Annotated in this window: 15 protein-coding genes; 3 read left to right on the top strand and 12 right to left on the bottom strand. The window is 63.0% G+C overall.

Annotation, left to right across the window (positions count from 1 at the left end):
* Positions 1 to 120 precede the first annotated feature (120 nt).
* Positions 121 to 477: a DUF6124 family protein gene (locus QRN70_RS19595; protein ID WP_285419568.1), complete on the top strand. Its 357-nt coding sequence runs from the start codon at positions 121 to 123 to the stop codon at positions 475 to 477.
* A gap of 135 nt (positions 478 to 612) precedes the next feature.
* A complete protein-coding gene (locus QRN70_RS19590) occupies positions 613 to 1,242 on the top strand; it encodes a class I SAM-dependent methyltransferase (RefSeq protein ID WP_285419567.1) in 630 nt (209 codons plus the stop codon).
* An 84-nt stretch (positions 1,243 to 1,326) separates the two neighbouring features.
* Here the strand turns inward: QRN70_RS19590 and QRN70_RS19585 are convergent, their stop codons facing one another.
* The 3 genes from QRN70_RS19585 to QRN70_RS19575 are packed head-to-tail and all read right to left on the bottom strand — an operon-like array spanning position 1,327 to position 6,541.
* The gene (locus QRN70_RS19585; RefSeq protein ID WP_285419566.1) at positions 1,327 to 4,380 is read right to left on the bottom strand and encodes an efflux RND transporter permease subunit; all 3,054 of its coding nucleotides are present in this window, start codon (positions 4,378 to 4,380) and stop codon (positions 1,327 to 1,329) included.
* Positions 4,377 to 5,441: an efflux RND transporter periplasmic adaptor subunit gene (locus QRN70_RS19580; RefSeq protein WP_285419565.1), complete on the bottom strand. Its 1,065-nt coding sequence runs from the start codon at positions 5,439 to 5,441 to the stop codon at positions 4,377 to 4,379. The genes QRN70_RS19585 and QRN70_RS19580 overlap by 4 nt, the downstream gene beginning before the upstream one ends.
* Entirely contained in the window at positions 5,438 to 6,541 is a 1,104-nt protein-coding gene (locus QRN70_RS19575; RefSeq protein ID WP_285419564.1) for an efflux RND transporter periplasmic adaptor subunit, read from the bottom strand. Before QRN70_RS19575 ends, QRN70_RS19580 begins: the two co-directional genes overlap by 4 nt.
* Positions 6,542 to 6,698: 157 nt before the next feature.
* Between QRN70_RS19575 and QRN70_RS19570 the strand changes: the two genes are divergently transcribed.
* On the top strand, positions 6,699 to 7,859 hold the full coding sequence (locus QRN70_RS19570; protein ID WP_285419563.1) for an AAA family ATPase: 1,161 nt from the start codon (positions 6,699 to 6,701) through the stop codon (positions 7,857 to 7,859).
* Positions 7,860 to 8,004: 145 nt separating this feature from the next.
* Here QRN70_RS19570 and QRN70_RS19565 read toward each other — a convergent pair whose 3' ends face one another.
* The 9 genes from QRN70_RS19565 to QRN70_RS19525 form a co-directional block, all read right to left on the bottom strand.
* Positions 8,005 to 8,886 (bottom strand): transporter substrate-binding domain-containing protein, encoded by an 882-nt coding sequence (locus tag QRN70_RS19565; RefSeq protein ID WP_285419562.1) that lies wholly within the window; start codon positions 8,884 to 8,886, stop codon positions 8,005 to 8,007.
* A complete protein-coding gene (locus QRN70_RS19560) occupies positions 8,883 to 9,665 on the bottom strand; it encodes an amino acid ABC transporter ATP-binding protein (RefSeq protein WP_285419561.1) in 783 nt (260 codons plus the stop codon). Before QRN70_RS19560 ends, QRN70_RS19565 begins: the two co-directional genes overlap by 4 nt.
* Entirely contained in the window at positions 9,662 to 10,321 is a 660-nt protein-coding gene (locus QRN70_RS19555; protein WP_285419560.1) for an amino acid ABC transporter permease, read from the bottom strand. Before QRN70_RS19555 ends, QRN70_RS19560 begins: the two co-directional genes overlap by 4 nt.
* Positions 10,302 to 10,967 carry an amino acid ABC transporter permease gene (locus tag QRN70_RS19550; protein ID WP_285419559.1) on the bottom strand — a complete coding sequence of 222 codons (666 nt, stop codon included), beginning with the start codon at positions 10,965 to 10,967 and terminating at the stop codon, positions 10,302 to 10,304. Before QRN70_RS19550 ends, QRN70_RS19555 begins: the two co-directional genes overlap by 20 nt.
* Before the next feature lie 504 nt (positions 10,968 to 11,471).
* Positions 11,472 to 12,269, bottom strand: coding sequence for a MetQ/NlpA family ABC transporter substrate-binding protein (locus tag QRN70_RS19545; RefSeq protein WP_011331930.1), 798 nt, complete (start codon positions 12,267 to 12,269; stop codon positions 11,472 to 11,474).
* A gap of 165 nt (positions 12,270 to 12,434) precedes the next feature.
* Entirely contained in the window at positions 12,435 to 13,367 is a 933-nt protein-coding gene (locus tag QRN70_RS19540) for a sigma 54-interacting transcriptional regulator (RefSeq protein WP_285419558.1), read from the bottom strand.
* Positions 13,368 to 13,437: 70 nt separating this feature from the next.
* Complete coding sequence (locus QRN70_RS19535) at positions 13,438 to 14,019, bottom strand: alpha/beta hydrolase (protein ID WP_285419557.1); 582 nt, start codon at positions 14,017 to 14,019, stop codon at positions 13,438 to 13,440.
* 269 nt (positions 14,020 to 14,288) lie between these two features.
* Positions 14,289 to 14,690, bottom strand: coding sequence for an ExbD/TolR family protein (locus tag QRN70_RS19530; RefSeq protein WP_003220570.1), 402 nt, complete (start codon positions 14,688 to 14,690; stop codon positions 14,289 to 14,291).
* A 1-nt stretch (position 14,691) separates the two neighbouring features.
* The gene (locus QRN70_RS19525; protein WP_285419556.1) at positions 14,692 to 15,417 is read right to left on the bottom strand and encodes a MotA/TolQ/ExbB proton channel family protein; all 726 of its coding nucleotides are present in this window, start codon (positions 15,415 to 15,417) and stop codon (positions 14,692 to 14,694) included.
* Positions 15,418 to 15,434: the final 17 nt, after the last annotated feature.

Here is a 15,434-nt window from a genome sequence, read left to right as displayed (position 1 = left end):
GCGCAGGGCACTCTCGGGTGCACCGGTTTCCTGGCGGCCGGCGACTAACCTGCGTGCAGCCGCCGCCCTGATCGTTTAGTCGCGAAATGGTTGGCTCCCACTAACGCCAGGAGTTTACCCATGGACAAAAGCATTCCCGATCCGCCGCTCAGTCTCGCTTCCAACAAGAGTTTCACCGAGGATCTGCTCAAGGATCGCTCCGCACTCTGCCGTGCGGTCGATTCTCACCTGACCGGTAACCAGACCACCGCTGCCGGGCCGCTGCGCGTGTACAACATCAGCGAAGACGTCAGCCTCGAGGACGCGCAGCTGTACGTCGCCGACCTGCTGCGCTGCGCCTCGGTCACTGCGCACCAGTGCGGCGATCACCTCGACGGCGCGGACCGCGCCATGGTGTTCTCGGTCTGGCATCTGCTGGAAATCGCCAAGGCGATGGTCGATCGCTCGATCGATTGCCTGGGCATGAAACAGCGCTGAGCCCGGCGCCTCGCTCCCAGCGTTGAGGTTCAGCGAGCACCGCGGCGGTGCGGGAGCGAGCCAGGTTGCGATGCACTGCGCGGCGCGGCGTCATGGCGTATATTCGGCCCACCTCCATTGCCCGCGCCCCCGACCATGAAACATACCCCCGACGACCTCGAACAGATCACCGCCACCACCCTGGGCAACTACAACGCCGTGGCCGAGAGCTTTCGCCAAGGCACCCGCGATCACGATGTCAGCCAGAACATCGCGGCGCTGCTGCGCCATATCCAAGCTGAAGCGCCGTTGCAGATTCTCGATTTCGGCTGCGGGCCGGGGCGGGACCTGCAGACCTTCACGCGCCTGGGCCACACCGCGGTTGGCCTCGACGGTTCGCAGGAATTTGCGCGGATGGCGCGCCAGGACAGTGGCTGCGAGGTCTGGCAGCAGGACTTCCTCAAACTCGATTTACCGGCCGGGCGCTTCGACGGGATCTTTGCCAACGCCGTGCTGTTTCACGTGCCATTGCAGGAATTGCCGCGGGTACTCCGCCAGCTGCACGCGACATTGAAGCCGGGCGGCGTGCTGTTCAGTTCCAATCCGCGTGGCGACAACCAGGAAGGCTGGAACGGCCAGCGCTTTGGCGCCTATCACGATCTCGCGGCGTGGCAACAGTTGCTGACGGCGGCCGGGTTTGTCGAGCTGGAGCATTACTACCGGCCGGCAGGGCTGCCACGCGAGCAGCAGCCGTGGCTGGCCAGTGTCTGGCGGCGGCTGGGCTAAAGCGCCGAAGACCGCCGCCAGCGCATGCTCCTTGAGCAAATCCCCTGCCGGAGCGGGCGCCAGCGGCGAGCTGTGGTTTTATCCTCAGGCAGACGTTTTCTGCGGCTCGCGAATCTTGTACCAGGCCACATACAGCGCCGGCAGAAACAGCAGCGTCAGCAGTGTCGCGACGACAATCCCGCCGATCATCGCGTACGCCATCGGTCCCCAGAACACTTCGCGGGCGATCGGGATCATGCCCATGCTCGCCGCGGCGGCCGTCAACAGAATCGGTCGGCGGCGGTGCTCGGTGGCTTCCACCACGGCATCCCACGGCGCATAGCCCTTCTGCTCGTATTCATCGATCTGCGTCACCAGAATCACCGAGTTGCGGATGATGATGCCGATCAGCGCCAGAATCCCGAGGATCGCCACGAAGCCCATCGGCGTGCCAGTCGGTACCAACGCCAGCACCACGCCGATCAGCCCCAGCGGCGCGACACTGGCCACCAGGAACATCTTCTGCACGCTGTGCAACTGGATCATCAGGAAGGTCGCCATGAGGAACAGCATCAACGGCAGCACCTTGGCAATCGGCCCCTGCGCCTTGCCGCTCTCCTCGACCGTGCCGCCCGTGGCGACCTTGTAGCCCACCGGCAATTTGGCGGCGAAGGCATCGATTGACGGCTTGAGGACTTTCACCAGATCGGTCGGCTGGATCTCGTCGCGCACCGAGGCCTTGATGGTGATGGTCGGCAAGCGGTCGCGGCGCCACACCAGAGGCTGCTCGAGTTCATAGCGCACCGTGGCGAACGCCAGCAGCGGAATCGAGGTGCCGCCCGGTGTAACGATCTGCAGGTTCTGCAGGGTTTCCGGCGTGCCGCGTTCGGAATCGACGGCGCGGCCGACGACGTTGATCAGGTAGATATCGTCATCGACCTGGGTCAACGGCGAGCCGCTGACGATGCTGTTCATCAGGTTGGCCACGTCCTCCGACGACAGGCCGAGCTGGCGCGCCTTGTCCTGGGCGATGTCGATGCGCAGGACTTTGCCCGGCTCGTTCCAGTCGTAGATGATCTCGCCGATGTGCGGGTTCTTGTCCAGCTCGGTGGCCAGGTCGATGGCGTGGCGGCGCACCTGATCGATGTCCTTGCCGCTGACCCGGTACTGGATCGGCCGGCCGACCGGCGGGCCCATTTCCAGCGCCTGCACGTAGCTGCCGATGCCGACGAAGTCCTTGCGCAGGCGCTCCCGCAGGCGTTGGCTGAGGGCCTCGCGGGACTCGAAGTTTTTGCTGACGATCACCAGTTGCGCGTAGTACGGGTTCTGCAGTTGCTGGTCCAGCGGCAGGTAGAAACGGATTGCTCCCTGACCGATGTAGGTGCTCCAGCGCACGATGTCCGGGTCGCCCTTGAGTGTCGCTTCCAGCTTGTCGACGGCCTTGCGGGTTTCGTCGATGGACGCATTTTGCGGCAGGTTGAGATCGACGAGGATTTCCGGCCGGTCGGACGACGGGAAGAACTGGTTCTGCACGAACCGCATGCAGAACACCGCGAGGACAAAGCACAGCACGGTGATGCCGATCGCCCACCAGCGGTTGCGCATCGACCACAGCAAGCCATGGTTGAACGCGCGCCCGATGCGCCCGGGCTCGCCCTCATGGGCTTTGACGTTGGCGCTGAGGATGTGCACGCCGATCACCGGGGCGAACAGCACGGCGACGATCCACGACACCAGCATGGCCACCGCGATCACCGCGAACAGGGTGAAGGTGTACTCGCCGGCGGAGCTGGCGTTGAGGCCGATCGGCACAAAACCGGCGACCGTCACCAGCGTACCGGTGAGCATCGGGAACGCTGTCGAGGTGTAGGCGAACGTGGCGGCCTGCTCCTTGGTCTCGCCCATTTCCAGGCGCGTGACCATCATCTCCACGGTAATCATTGCGTCGTCCACCAGCAGGCCGAGGGCGATGATCAGCGCACCGAGGGAAATCCGCTGCATGGTGATGCCGCTGTATTCCATGAACACGAACACCATCGCCAGCACCAGCGGAATCGAACACGCCACCACCAGCCCGGCGCGCACGCCGAGGCTGATGAAGCTCACCACCAGCACGATTATCACCGCTTCGAACAGCGCGCTGGTAAAGCCGCCGACGGCCTCTTCCACCACGACGGCCTGATCGGACACCGTGTGCACGCCGACGCCGACCGGCAAGTCCGCGGTCAGTTGGTCGATGCGCTCATGCAGGGCCTTGCCGAACTCCTGGACGTTGCCACCCTTCTGCATGGCAATCGCCAGGCCGATGGCCGGTTTGCCGTCGAAACGGAATTGCGGTGTGGCCGGGTCGACGTAGCCGCGGCTGATGTCGGCAATGTCGGCCAGGCGATAGAAGCGGTCATTGAGCTTGAGATTGACCTCGGCCAGATCCTTCTCCGAGGCGAACTGGCCCGAGGTGCGCACGGAAATCCGCTCCGGACCGGCCTCGATCACACCCGCCGGGGTCACGGCGTTCTGCGATTGCAGGCTCTGCACCACCTGGCGCTGATCGATGCCCAGCGCCGCCAGTTTGCGCGTGGAGAAGTTCAGGTAGATCACTTCATCCTGCTGGCCGACCATCTCGATCTTGCCCAGCCCCGGCACATTGCGGATCTCGGCGCGCGCCTGTTCGACGTAGTCGCGCAACTGGCGCATGGTCAGGCCGTCAGCGGTGAAGGCGTAGACCGAGCCATAGACGTCACCGAACTCGTCATTGAAGCCCGGCCCTTGAATGCCCTGGGGAAACTGGCCGCGGATGTCGTCGATCTTCTTGCGCACCTGGTACCAGATTTCCGGGATGTCCTTGGCACTGGTGGTGTCGCGCAGGTACACGTAGACCGTGGATTCACCGGGGCGCGTATAGCTTTTCACGTAGTCGAGGGAGTCGAGTTCCTCGAGTTTTTTCTCGATGCGGTCGGTGACCTGCTTGAGGGTTTCCTCCTGGGTCGCGCCAGGCCATTTGGTCTGGATCACCATGGTCTTGATGGTGAACGACGGGTCTTCCTCGCGCCCCAGGTTGAAGTACGAGAACACGCCCATCAGCAGGGCGACGAACATCAGGTACCAGACGAACGACTGATGCTTGAGGGCCCATTCGGAGAGGTTGAAAGAGCCTTTCATTGACTGTCCTCGTCGAGTTTCACGGCTTGGCCGGGTTTGAGACTGTTGACGCCGGCGCTGACCACGCGCTCACCGCTCTTGACCCCGCCGGCGAGGACGATGGTGCTGGCGGTGCGGCTGACCAGGCTGACATCGCGCGGGGCAACGGTTTTGCTTTGCGGGTCGATCACCCAGATCCGCGTCTTGCCGTCGACTTCCTGCAAGGCGGTCGCCGGCAGTTCGATCCGTGGCTTGATCGCCGAGCTGAGGGTCACGCTGATCGCCGTGCCGAGGCGGAATCCCGGCGGTGTGTCGGCCAGGGTCAGGCGCGCCCGGCGGGTGCGAGTGGCGCTTTGCGCCTGGGGTTCGATCTCGCGGATGGTCGCCGTGGTATTGATGCTCGGGTCCAGTTGCGCGGCCACCAGGAACACCACGTCAGCGGGGATCTGATCGACCAGGGTGTCGGGCAGATCGATCACCGCTTCCTTGATGTCCGGTTGCGCCAGGGTCACCACTTGCTGGCCGGCGGTCACCACCTGCCCGGCCTCGGCGTTCCACGCGGTGACAACGGCCTTGTGGTCGGAGCGCAGCTCGGTGTAGGCGAGCTGATCCTTGCTCTGGCTGACCGCCGCGCGAGCCTGGTCGAGCGACGCCTGGGTGGTTTTCAGATCGGTCTGGGCGACGTCCAGTTGCGCCTGCGCACCGACCCCACGATCGAACAGCGCCTGCTGCCGCCGCGCGTTGGCCTGGGCGTTGATCAACTGCGCCTCGACCTTGGCCAGGTCGCCCTGGGCCGAACGCAGCTGGTTCTGCTGGTCGGACGGGTCGAGCGTGGCGAGCAGCGTGCCCTTGTCCACTTCGGCACCGACATCGACGTTGCGGCTGGCGATACGCCCGCCGACGCGAAAGCCCGTGTTGCTCTCGTAGCGTGCCTGAATACTGCCGGCGAAGCGGCCGAGGGTTTCCTCGTTCAACGCCTGGACCTTGATCGACAGCACCGGCCGCACCGGCTCCGGCGGCGCTTCGCTCTTGGAGCAGGCGCCCAGCAGCAGGCCGATGGACAACACCCACAACGGCTTCATGGCTGTGCTCCCGGTTGCAGATCCTGGTAAGTGTTCTCGGCGATTTCCACTTTCATGCCGGGGTGCAGCAGTTGCCCGCCGGCGACGATGACTTTCTCACCGCCGTCGAGCCCTGCGCTGATGATGACTTTGCCGGTCAGGTAACGGCCGACGGTGACGTTGTGCAGTTGCGCCTCGCCCTTGTCGTCGACCAGCCACACCGCCGGCTCGCTGATGTTCTTGGTCAGGGCCGACCACGGCAGTTCCACCGCCGTCTTGCCGGTGCCCTTGGCGGTCGCGCTGACCACCGAGCCGAGCTGCATGCCCTGGGGCAGGCTGTCGAGGGTGACCTTGACCTGCACCGTGCCGGATTGCGCCGACACCGAAGGAGTGATTTCGCGCACGGTGCCGGTGGTTTTGATGTCGGGGTTGTCGAGCAGGCTGACCACGATCGAACGATCCGCCGGGCGCTCGGCCAGCAGCGATTCATAGACGTTGAACACGGCGTCGCGATCGCCGTCGCGGGCCAGTTTGAACATCGGCGCGGTCGCCTGGACCACCTGGCCGACCTCGGCCTGACGTTCGGTGATGATCCCCGGCGCGTCGGCGACCAGCGCGGTGTAGCTGAGCTGGTCCCTGGCGTTGGCCAGTTGCGCCTGCGCCGCACTCAGCGCGCTCTGGCTGCTGCGCAAGGCCGCCTGGGCGGAGTCGTATTCACTCTGGCTGGTGTAACCCTTGGGCAACAGTTTCTGCTGGCGCACGAACGCCGCGGCGCTCTGCTTGACCCGCGCCTGCTCGGCCAGCACCTGGGCCTGGGCCGAATCGACGTTGGTCTGCAAATCCTTGGGATCGAGTCTGGCCAGCACCTGTTTGGCGCTGACCCGGTCACCGACATCGACCATGCGCTGGATGATCTTGCCGCCGACGCGGAACGACAGTTCGGTCTGCACCCGCGCCTGGACGTCACCGGTCAGCGTCACCGCGGCCGCGTAATCCGCCGGCTTGACCTCTTGCACGAAAACCCGCGGCAGGTACTCCTGCGGGGCTTCTTTCTTGCCGCAGGCAGCGAGCAATGTGAGCAGGCTCAGCATGATCGCTGTTTTCAATCCGGGACTCGCCATGCAGACTCCTTCCTGTGTACGAACGTGCAAGTGACGATACGACTGTGAGCTTAGAACAGGGTTCAACGTTCGCCTGCCCGATCTCTATATTCCCCCTGCAGGAGCCGCCCGAACCGTCGGCAGCCCCGGCAATGGACGCCTCAGGAGATGGATTTTCATGCTCAAGACCCTCGCGGTGGCCAATTACCGCTCGATCAATAAATTGGTGATTCCGCTGGGCCGGCTGAACCTGATCACCGGGCCCAACGGCAGCGGCAAGTCCAACCTCTACCGTGCACTGCGCCTGCTGGCGGAAACCGCCCAGGGCGGCGTGGTCAATGCGCTGGCCCGCGAGGGTGGGCTCGACTCGACGTTCTGGGCCGGCCCGGAAACCATCAGTCGGCGCATGCGCAATGGCGAGGTGCCCATCCAGTCGACCGTACGCCACAGCGTCAAACGCCTGCGCCTGGGCTTTGCCGGGGAAGACTTCAGCTACTCGATCGCCCTGGGTTTGCCGGAGCCGAGCCTCTCGTATTTCTCCCTCGACCCGCAAATCAAAAAGGAATGCATCTGGGCCGGGCCGCTTTATCGTCCGGCCAGCCTGCTGGTGGATCGTGACGGTCCGATGATCCGCGCTCGCGAAGGCCGCAGCTGGGACGTGCTGGCGCAGCACACACCGACCTTCGACAGTCTGTTCGATCAGGTCGGCAGCCTGCGCAGTTCGCCGGAAGTGTTCCAGATGCGCGAGTTCATCCGCCGCTGGCGCTTCTACGATCACTTTCGCAGCGACCCCGACGCACCGGTGCGCCAGCCGCAACTGGGCACGCGCACGCCGGTGCTGCATCACGACGGCCGTGATCTGGCGGCCGCGTTGCAGACCATCCGCGAAATCGGCGACCCCGAGGCGTTGCAGGCAGCGATCAGCGATGCGTTTCCCGGAGCGCGGCTGGATATTGCGCCATTGGCTGGCGGACGGTTTGCCATCGAGTTCTATCAGGAAGGCTTGCTGCGACCGCTGTCGGCGGCGGAGCTGTCGGACGGCACGTTGCGTTATCTGCTGCTGATCGCCGCGCTGCTGACGCCGAGGCCACCGTCATTGATGGTGCTCAACGAGCCGGAAACCAGTCTGCATCCGGACCTTTTGCCGGCACTGGCGCGCTTGATCATTCGCGCATCGGAGCAGTGTCAGGTGTGGGTGGTGTCCCATGCGCGGCGGTTGATTTCGGCGTTGCAGGAAGACCCCGAATGCAATTGCATCGTGCTGGAGAAGCAACTGGGGCAGACCGGGGTTGTCGGGCAGCGGGTGCTGGATGAGCCGGCGTGGAACTGGCCGGATTAGCCTCACACTCTCGCTCCCACACGGTGCCTGAGCGTTCCCACGCTCCACGTGGGAATGCAGCACCGTGACGCTCCGCGTCACTGGACGCGGAGCGTCCCCAGAAGCATTCCCACGCAGAGCGTGGGAACGATCATCGACCCGGCAATCAGCCCTGCCACTTCCCGCCTTCAACAATCACGCTCTCAGGCTGGGTGTCATCGCTCAGCTCTTTGCGCACATATTGATCGTAGAGCTTGAGCAGGTACTTCTCTTCACCCAACCTGGCCAGCTCGGCATTCACCCAGTCGCGCAGCTCGATGTTGCCCTTCTTCACCGCCGGGGCAATCGGTGCTTCGGCGCCGAGTTTTTCCTCCAGCACGCGGTAGCCCGGGTTCTGCTTGGCCCAGCTGAACAGCACCAGATTGTCCTGCGCGTAGGCATCGCCGCGGCCGTTGGCCAGCGCTTGCAGGGATTCGGAGTTTTTCTCGAACTTGAGCAGTTTCCAGTCCGGGTGGTTTTTGGTCAGCCAGATATCGGCGGTCGTGCCGGTGGTGACGATGGTGGTGCGGGTCGCCAGGTCATCGAGGTTTTTCACCGCGCTGCTTTGCGGAACCAGCGCCTGTACCGCCACCTTGAGGTTCGGGTTGGTGAATTCCACCGCTTCCTTGCGCTCCGGGGTCACGGTCATGTTGGCGAGGATCAGGTCGACCTTGTCGCTTTGCAGGAACGGAATCCGGCTCGCCGGCTCCACCGCGACGAATTCGACCTTGTTCTCGTCGCCGAGCAGGTCCTTGGCGAACTGGCGGCCGATGTCGGTATCGAAGCCGACGTAGCGCCCGGCCTCATTGACGAAGCCGAAGGGCGGCTTGTCGGTGAAGACGCCGACGATCAGTTTGTCGCGGGCCTTGATCCTGTCCAGGTAACCGGCCGGCGCGGTGCTGGCGCTGGCGACTTTCGGCTTGGCCGGCTCTTCGGATTTGTTGCAGCCGGCCAGCAGGGCGAGCCCCAGCAGCGGCAGTAAAAACAGGGATGACTTGGCAGTTTTCATAGCGGTTCCAGTTCCTTTGTCGGATTCGTTTTTGGCAGTGTTGCAACGAAGGAGAACTTCTCCAGGAACTGCTGCGCGCGTGCGGTTTGCGGGTTCGTAAAGAAAATCTCGGGCGGGTTCTGTTCAAGGATGCGCCCGGCATCCATGAACACGATGCGGTCGGCCACCGCGCGGGCGAAGGCCATTTCGTGGGTGACGATCAACAGGGTCATGCCTTCGCGGGCGAGGCCCTGGATCACTTGCAGCACCTCCTTGACCATCTCCGGATCAAGGGCGGCGGTGACCTCGTCGAAGAGCATGACGCGCGGGTTCATGCACAACGAACGGACGATAGCGATGCGTTGCTGCTGCCCGCCGGAGAGCTGGCGCGGGAAAGCATCGCGCTTGTCCGCCAGCCCTACGCGGGCGAGCAACGCTTCGGCCTGCTGCTGCGCTTCGCGGCGTTGGCGCTTCTGCACCTTCACCGGGCCGAGCAGCAGATTGTCGAGCACGCTCATGTGCGGGAACAGGTGATAGCTCTGGAACACCATGCCGATCTGCTGACGGATCTCGCGCCAGTCGGTGGCCTTGTCCAGCAGCTCGCGGCCGGCGAACCTGAGGCTGCCGCCGTGCGCGCTTTCCAGACCGTTGAGGCAGCGCAGCAAGGTGCTTTTGCCACAACCGCTGGGGCCGAGGATGACGATGACTTCGCCGGCCTGCACCTGCAGGTCGATGCCGTTGAGCACCTGCTGTGCGCCGAAGTATTTGTTGAATCCGTGAAACTCGATCAATGCACTCATGCTTGCGTCCAGCGCCGCTCCAGCACGCGCGAAGCGGCCGACAACGGGTAGCAGATGAAAAAGAAAAACAGGAACAGCGCGCCGTAGATCAACACCGACTCGTAGGTGCGCTCGATGATCTGCTGGCCGACCTTGATCACGTCGACGACGCCGATCAGCACTGCCAGCGAACTGGTCTTGATGATCCGCGTGTAGACATTGATGGTCGGCGGCGTCATGCGTTTGAGTGCCTGCGGCAACAGCACGTAGCCGTAGAGCTGCGCCGCGTTCAGACCGATCGACAGCCCCGCCTCACGCTGCCCGCGCGGCAACGAATGCAGCGCGCCCCGCGCCACTTCGCCGACCTCGCTGGCGCCCCACAGCGACAGCACCAGTACCGCGCAGTAGAAACTCGGCAGGCTCAGGCCGAAGAAAATCGGCAGGCCGAAAAACAGCAGATACAGCCAGACCAGCACCGGGATCGCCCGGAACAGCTCCAGGTAGATCCGCAGGAGCGCGTTCAGCCAGGCCACATTGAGCGTGCGCAACACGCCGTAGAGCACGCCGCCGACGGTGCTGATGGCGATGCTCAGGAACGAGATCGACAGGGTCTGCCCGGCGCCCCTGGCCAATTGCGGCAACGACACCCAAAGCAGCTCAAGACCCGAACTGGCCATGCTGGAGCCTCCTTTCCAGACGGCTGAGCAGCAGTGACAGCGGCAGGAACAGCAGCACGCAAATCAGCGTCAGCACGGCGAGCATTTCGTAGGTTTTGTAATACAGCGCGATGTAGCTCTTGGTGGTGTAGAGAATTTCCGGCACCGCCACTGCCGAGACCACGGTGGTCTCCTTGAGCAGGAAGATGAAATTGGCGAACAGCGACGGCAGGCTGAGGATGCCCGCCTGCGGCAGGATCACGTAACGCAGCAACTGGCCGTGGGACAGACCGATGGCGCGCCCGGATTCCAGTTGCGCCTGCGGCACCGCATCGACACCCGCGCGCAACACTTCGGTGAGGTAGGCGCCGCCGAGGAAAGTCATGGTGATGATCGCCGCGCTGAACCCGGACACCTTGAGGCCCAGCGCCGGCAGCGCGAAGTAGACGAAAAACAGCTGGATCAGCAGCGGCGTGTTACGCGCCAGTTCAACGTACAGCCCCACCAGTTTTCGCAGGTAGGGTGTGCGTAACACCAGAATCGTCGCGTTGAGCAGCGCCACCAGCATCGAGGTGCCGATGGCGATCAGACCGACCTGCAGCGTCACGCCGACGGCCTTGAGAAACGCCGGCAGGGTGCTGAGGATGAAGGCGTAATCGAAGTTCATGAAACATCCTGACGCCACTCGGTAAGCGGCGGTGGTGCAAGTCCATGGACAGCGGATGGCTGTCCGGCAGGCACCGACTTTAAAGGTATAAAAAGCAGAATTTAAATACCGTTAAAGCATATTGATATCACGCAAAAAACTATCTGCCCGGTTTGCCGCGAAGGGATAACAAGGCTATTTTTCCTTGCGCTGTAGGAAGGATCTTTTTTTCCGCAAAGCCCTCCAAGGATGCAGTGCTTTTGGCCAGACTCCCCCGGCCAGACCCTAACAAGGAAGACAACATGGACGTAAAAGTGCCGCAGCAACTGGATCCGCAGGACATCGTGAAACTGCTCATGGCGTTGCGCCGAGCGTTGAAGGCTCAAGTGGCCTGAGCTCGATCGTTTCCACGCAGTGCGGGGCAACGATCACCGCACGCCCTTAATCGCAGCCAAACAAAAACGCCGATGACCTTCACTGGCCATCGGCGTTTTCATACCTTGAAGGGGTGGTTCAAGCGTCGGATCAGAACGCCGGCAGCACCGCGCCGTTGTACTTCTTCTCGATGAACGCTTTGACTTCCGGGCTGGTCAGGGCGGCGGCCAGTTTCTTGATCGCGTCGCTGTTCTTGTTGTCCTCACGGGCAACGAGGAAGTTCACGTAAGGCGAATCAGCGCCTTCGATCACCAGCGCATCCTTGGTCGGATTCAACTTGGCTTCCAGCGCGTAGTTGGTGTTGATCATGTCCAGGTCAACTTCCTTCAGGACACGCGGCAGCAGCGCCGATTCCAGTTCCTTGAACTTGAAGTTGTGCGGGTTCTTGGCGATGTCTTTCGGCGTGGCCAGGGCGTTCTTCGGATCCTTGAGCTCGATCAGGCCGGCCTTCTGCAGCAGGATCAGCGCACGGCCGCTGTTGCTGCCTTCGTTCGGGATGGCGATGGTCGCGCCGTCAGGCAGTTCGGCCAGGGTCTTGTACTTGCTCGAGTAACCACCGAACGGTTCCACGTGCACGCCCTGCACGGTCACCAGGTACTTGGCCTTGTCGTCCTTGTACTTGCCGGCGTTGAAGCTGTCCAGGTACGGCTTGGTCTGGAAGTAGTTGGCATCCAGGCGCTTCTCGCCAACCTGAACGTTCGGCTGTACGTAGTCGGTGAAGACTTTGATTTCCAGATCCACGCCTTCTTTGGCCAGGGTCGGCTTGATCAGCTCGAGAATCTCGGCGTGCGGCACCGGCGTCGCGGCAACCACCAGTTTTTCCCCGGCCTGGGCCAGCGAAGCAGTCAGAGCAGCCGCCAATGCGGTAAACAACAGAACCTTTTTCATGCAGTGTCCTTATCGAAAATCACGGTCGTCATCGACGACGGCTAAATACGTGTGCCAGTGAAGTGCTATCGCTGGCGTGAAGCGGACAATACCGGGATTTTTTATTCCCGGACAATAACGTTTATTCAGCTTCATATTCCATTTTGTTCATGTTGAACAAATGCGTCACAACTCCTGACTCAGCTGAATCAGCAATTCTTTCAACGTCTTACGCTCATCCGGCGTGCCTTCGGCGTTCAACCGCGCAATCTGCCGTTGCAGCTGAAACAGCGGGCCAGACGCTTCGGGCAGGTTCAGGTGCTCCGGCAGAATCTCGTCGCCGGTGCTCACCAACAAGGCAAAGTGAATGACGTTTTCCAGTTCGCGGGTGTTGCCCGGCCAGCTGTGCTGTTCCAGCACTTGCTGGGCCGCTTCGCTGATCAGCGGCACCGGCAGGTCGAGGCGCTGGCTGTAGATGCCGAGGAAATATTCGGCCAGGGACAGAATGTCGCCGACCCGTTCACGCAGCGCCGGCAACTCCAGATGGCCTTCACTGAGGTAGTGATACAGCCGCTCATGGAATTTGCCGGCGGCCACTGCCTGGGCCAGGTCGATGCTGGTCGCGGCCACCAGGCGCACGTCCACCGGGCTCGGCTGATGGGCTCCGACGCGCGTCACTTCGTGGTTTTCCAGGGCGGCGAGCAACTTGATCTGAATCGGCAGCGGCAGGTCGCCGATTTCGTCGAGGTACAAGGTGCCGCCATTGGCCGAACCGAACCACCCGGCGCGACTGCTGGCCGAACCGCTGTAGCTGCCGGCGGCGTAGCCGAACAGCTCGGCGTCGGCGTAGGTCGGACTGATCGCTCCGCAGTTGACCGAGACAAACAGGCCGCCGCGGTCACTGGCGCGGTGAATGTGGCGGGCGAGCAGTTCCTTGCCGGTGCCGGTTTCGCCACGGATCAACACCGAGATCGAGCGCGGCGCCAGTTGGCTCATTTCCTCGCGCAGTTGGCGCGAGCGTGGATCGACGAACACCAGCGCCTTGGCGCGAATGCTCAGCGGGCTTTTTTCCGCGTCGGGAAAGGTCAGCAACGGCTGACCGAAGGTTTCGAAACTCATGGCAGACTCCGGCCCAAAACCGCCGGGAGACGGGGGCTGATGCGAAAAGAAAAAGCACAAACGAACCGCTTCAGGCACGACGCAGGGCGTGGTGCTCCAGGCGGTTCTGCAGGCGGTACAGATAGGCGAAACCCTGCTCCCAGCGCTGATGCCCGGACTTCACATTGATGTGCCCGGCGCCGGCGAGAATCCCCGCCTCGGCCCCCCAGTTGCGTGCCAGCTCCAGGGCCCGCGGCGCGCTGACGGCAGCGTCGTTGTCGGAGCTGACCACCTGGCTGGGGAACGGCAACAGATCGCGCGGGATCGGCGCAAAGTTGCGCAGCGCCGGTGCACAGGCCGGGCGCTCGACATCCGCCGGGGCGACCAGCAGCGCGCCACGCACCTGGCGCAGATACTGCAGCGGCGCGGTGGCCGCCCAGTGGGCCACCGTGATGCAGCCGAGGCTGTGGGCAATCAGAATCACCGGCGTGCTGTCGGCGGCAATCGCTTCGGCCAGCGCCGCGACCCAGTCTTCACGGCGCGGCGTCAGCCAGTCGGCCTGCTCCACCCGGGCGCTGTTGGGCAGGCTGTTCTGCCAGTGGGTTTGCCAATGATCTTCTGGCGATCCTTGCCAGCCCGGCACAATCAGATAGCGGATTGATTCGTTGCGCATGGGGAGCTCTCCTGCGTCGTGTCTGTTCCTGAGCGAGTATAGGGATGGGATTTATATTCGTTAAGGAATAAGAAGCTATTTATTAAGACCCTAAAAGAATATTAGATACAGACTGGTGGGAGCGAGCCTGCTCGCGAATCCGTTGTGTGCAGCTGACGCTTTTGCGAGCGATCGCGCTGCCACCATGGGTCGGTCATGAGGCTGGTCTTGCGGGATAAAAAAAGGGCCGCACCCTGCCAAGGAGACGGCCCCGGAAAAACGACAATCCGTTATCGCGCGGTGATCACCGACAGCTTGGTGATCCCCGCCCGCTCGATCGAAGCCATGGCTCGCGCCACTTCCCCATAGTTCACCCCGTCATCGGCCTGCAATTGCACGCGCACTTCCGGGTCCTTGGCCTTCGCCGACTTGAGATTGAACTCCAGCAGATCCGGCTGGATTTCATCCTTGTTGATAAACAGTTTTCCGGCACCGTCGATGCTCACCACCAACGGGTCTTTCTGCTCGACTGGCGCCACCGCCTCGGTCTTCGGCAGGTTGATCGGGATCGCGTTGGTCAGCAGCGGCGCCGTGACGATAAACACCACCAGCAGCACCAGCATCACATCCACCAGCGGCGTCACGTTGATCTCGCTGAGCACCTCATCACTGTCTTGCGTGGAGAAGGCCATATCAGGAGGCCTCCTTCACTTTCGCCGCGCTGCCCGGGGCTGCTGTCTTGTGCGCGGCCGGGTGGATCAGCACACGAAACGCACTCTTCTGCGCCAGGCTGTAGAAGTCGTGGGCGAAATCATCCAGATCCGCCGCCGTCAGCTTCAGGCGCCGCAGAAAGTAGTTGTAAACCAGCACCGCCGGCACCGCGACCGCGATCCCCACACCGGTGGCGACCAGTGCCGCACCGATGGGACCGGCAACCGTTTCCAGGCTCGCCGAGCCCGCCGCACTGATGCCTTTCAACGCTTCCATGATTCCCCACACCGTGCCGAACAGACCAATGAACGGCGAGGTACTGCCAATACTGGCAACCACGGCCAGACCGGTTTCCAGCGAACGGCGCTCGCGCACGATCTGCTGGCGCAAGGCCCGTTCGAGGCGATCCTGATGATTGATCGCCTGGCTCAGGTCGTTGGCCTGTGGCGCCTCGCCCACCTGAATCGCCGCGTAACCGGCCTGCGCCACCCGCGCGGCGGCGCCGGGCTGGGTTTCACTCAACTCGGCGGCGGCGTCCAGACTCGACGCCGCCCAGAAGCGTTTGTGAAACTTGCGATCCTGCGCCTTCAGGCGCCCGAACTGCACAGCCTTGAGCAACGCCAGGCCCCAGGTGGCGACGGAGAAAACCACCAGCAGCCAGATCACCGCGCTTTCGATGGATTCCAGTGGAGATGCCAGTAACGTCATGATGTGTTCCCTCGTGT

The organism is Pseudomonas sp. efr-133-TYG-5 (genome assembly GCF_030209175.1).
GTDB lineage: Bacteria > Pseudomonadota > Gammaproteobacteria > Pseudomonadales > Pseudomonadaceae > Aquipseudomonas.
This window is presented reverse-complemented; position numbering and strand designations above follow the sequence as displayed.

Coding starts and splice junctions, on each gene's coding strand:
- QRN70_RS19565 (WP_285419562.1), bottom strand. CDS start 8,886: ATGAAAACTGCCAAGTCATCCCTGTTTTTACTGCCGCTGCTGGGGCTC.
- QRN70_RS19530 (WP_003220570.1), bottom strand. CDS start 14,690: ATGGCCTTCTCCACGCAAGACAGTGATGAGGTGCTCAGCGAGATCAAC.
- QRN70_RS19580 (WP_285419565.1), bottom strand. CDS start 5,441: ATGAAGCCGTTGTGGGTGTTGTCCATCGGCCTGCTGCTGGGCGCCTGC.
- QRN70_RS19545 (WP_011331930.1), bottom strand. CDS start 12,269: ATGAAAAAGGTTCTGTTGTTTACCGCATTGGCGGCTGCTCTGACTGCT.
- QRN70_RS19590 (WP_285419567.1), top strand. CDS start 613: ATGAAACATACCCCCGACGACCTCGAACAGATCACCGCCACCACCCTG.
- QRN70_RS19525 (WP_285419556.1), bottom strand. CDS start 15,417: ATGACGTTACTGGCATCTCCACTGGAATCCATCGAAAGCGCGGTGATC.
- QRN70_RS19575 (WP_285419564.1), bottom strand. CDS start 6,541: ATGGCGAGTCCCGGATTGAAAACAGCGATCATGCTGAGCCTGCTCACA.
- QRN70_RS19550 (WP_285419559.1), bottom strand. CDS start 10,967: ATGAACTTCGATTACGCCTTCATCCTCAGCACCCTGCCGGCGTTTCTC.
- QRN70_RS19570 (WP_285419563.1), top strand. CDS start 6,699: ATGCTCAAGACCCTCGCGGTGGCCAATTACCGCTCGATCAATAAATTG.
- QRN70_RS19560 (WP_285419561.1), bottom strand. CDS start 9,665: ATGAGTGCATTGATCGAGTTTCACGGATTCAACAAATACTTCGGCGCA.
- QRN70_RS19585 (WP_285419566.1), bottom strand. CDS start 4,380: ATGAAAGGCTCTTTCAACCTCTCCGAATGGGCCCTCAAGCATCAGTCG.
- QRN70_RS19555 (WP_285419560.1), bottom strand. CDS start 10,321: ATGGCCAGTTCGGGTCTTGAGCTGCTTTGGGTGTCGTTGCCGCAATTG.
- QRN70_RS19595 (WP_285419568.1), top strand. CDS start 121: ATGGACAAAAGCATTCCCGATCCGCCGCTCAGTCTCGCTTCCAACAAG.
- QRN70_RS19535 (WP_285419557.1), bottom strand. CDS start 14,019: ATGCGCAACGAATCAATCCGCTATCTGATTGTGCCGGGCTGGCAAGGA.
- QRN70_RS19540 (WP_285419558.1), bottom strand. CDS start 13,367: ATGAGTTTCGAAACCTTCGGTCAGCCGTTGCTGACCTTTCCCGACGCG.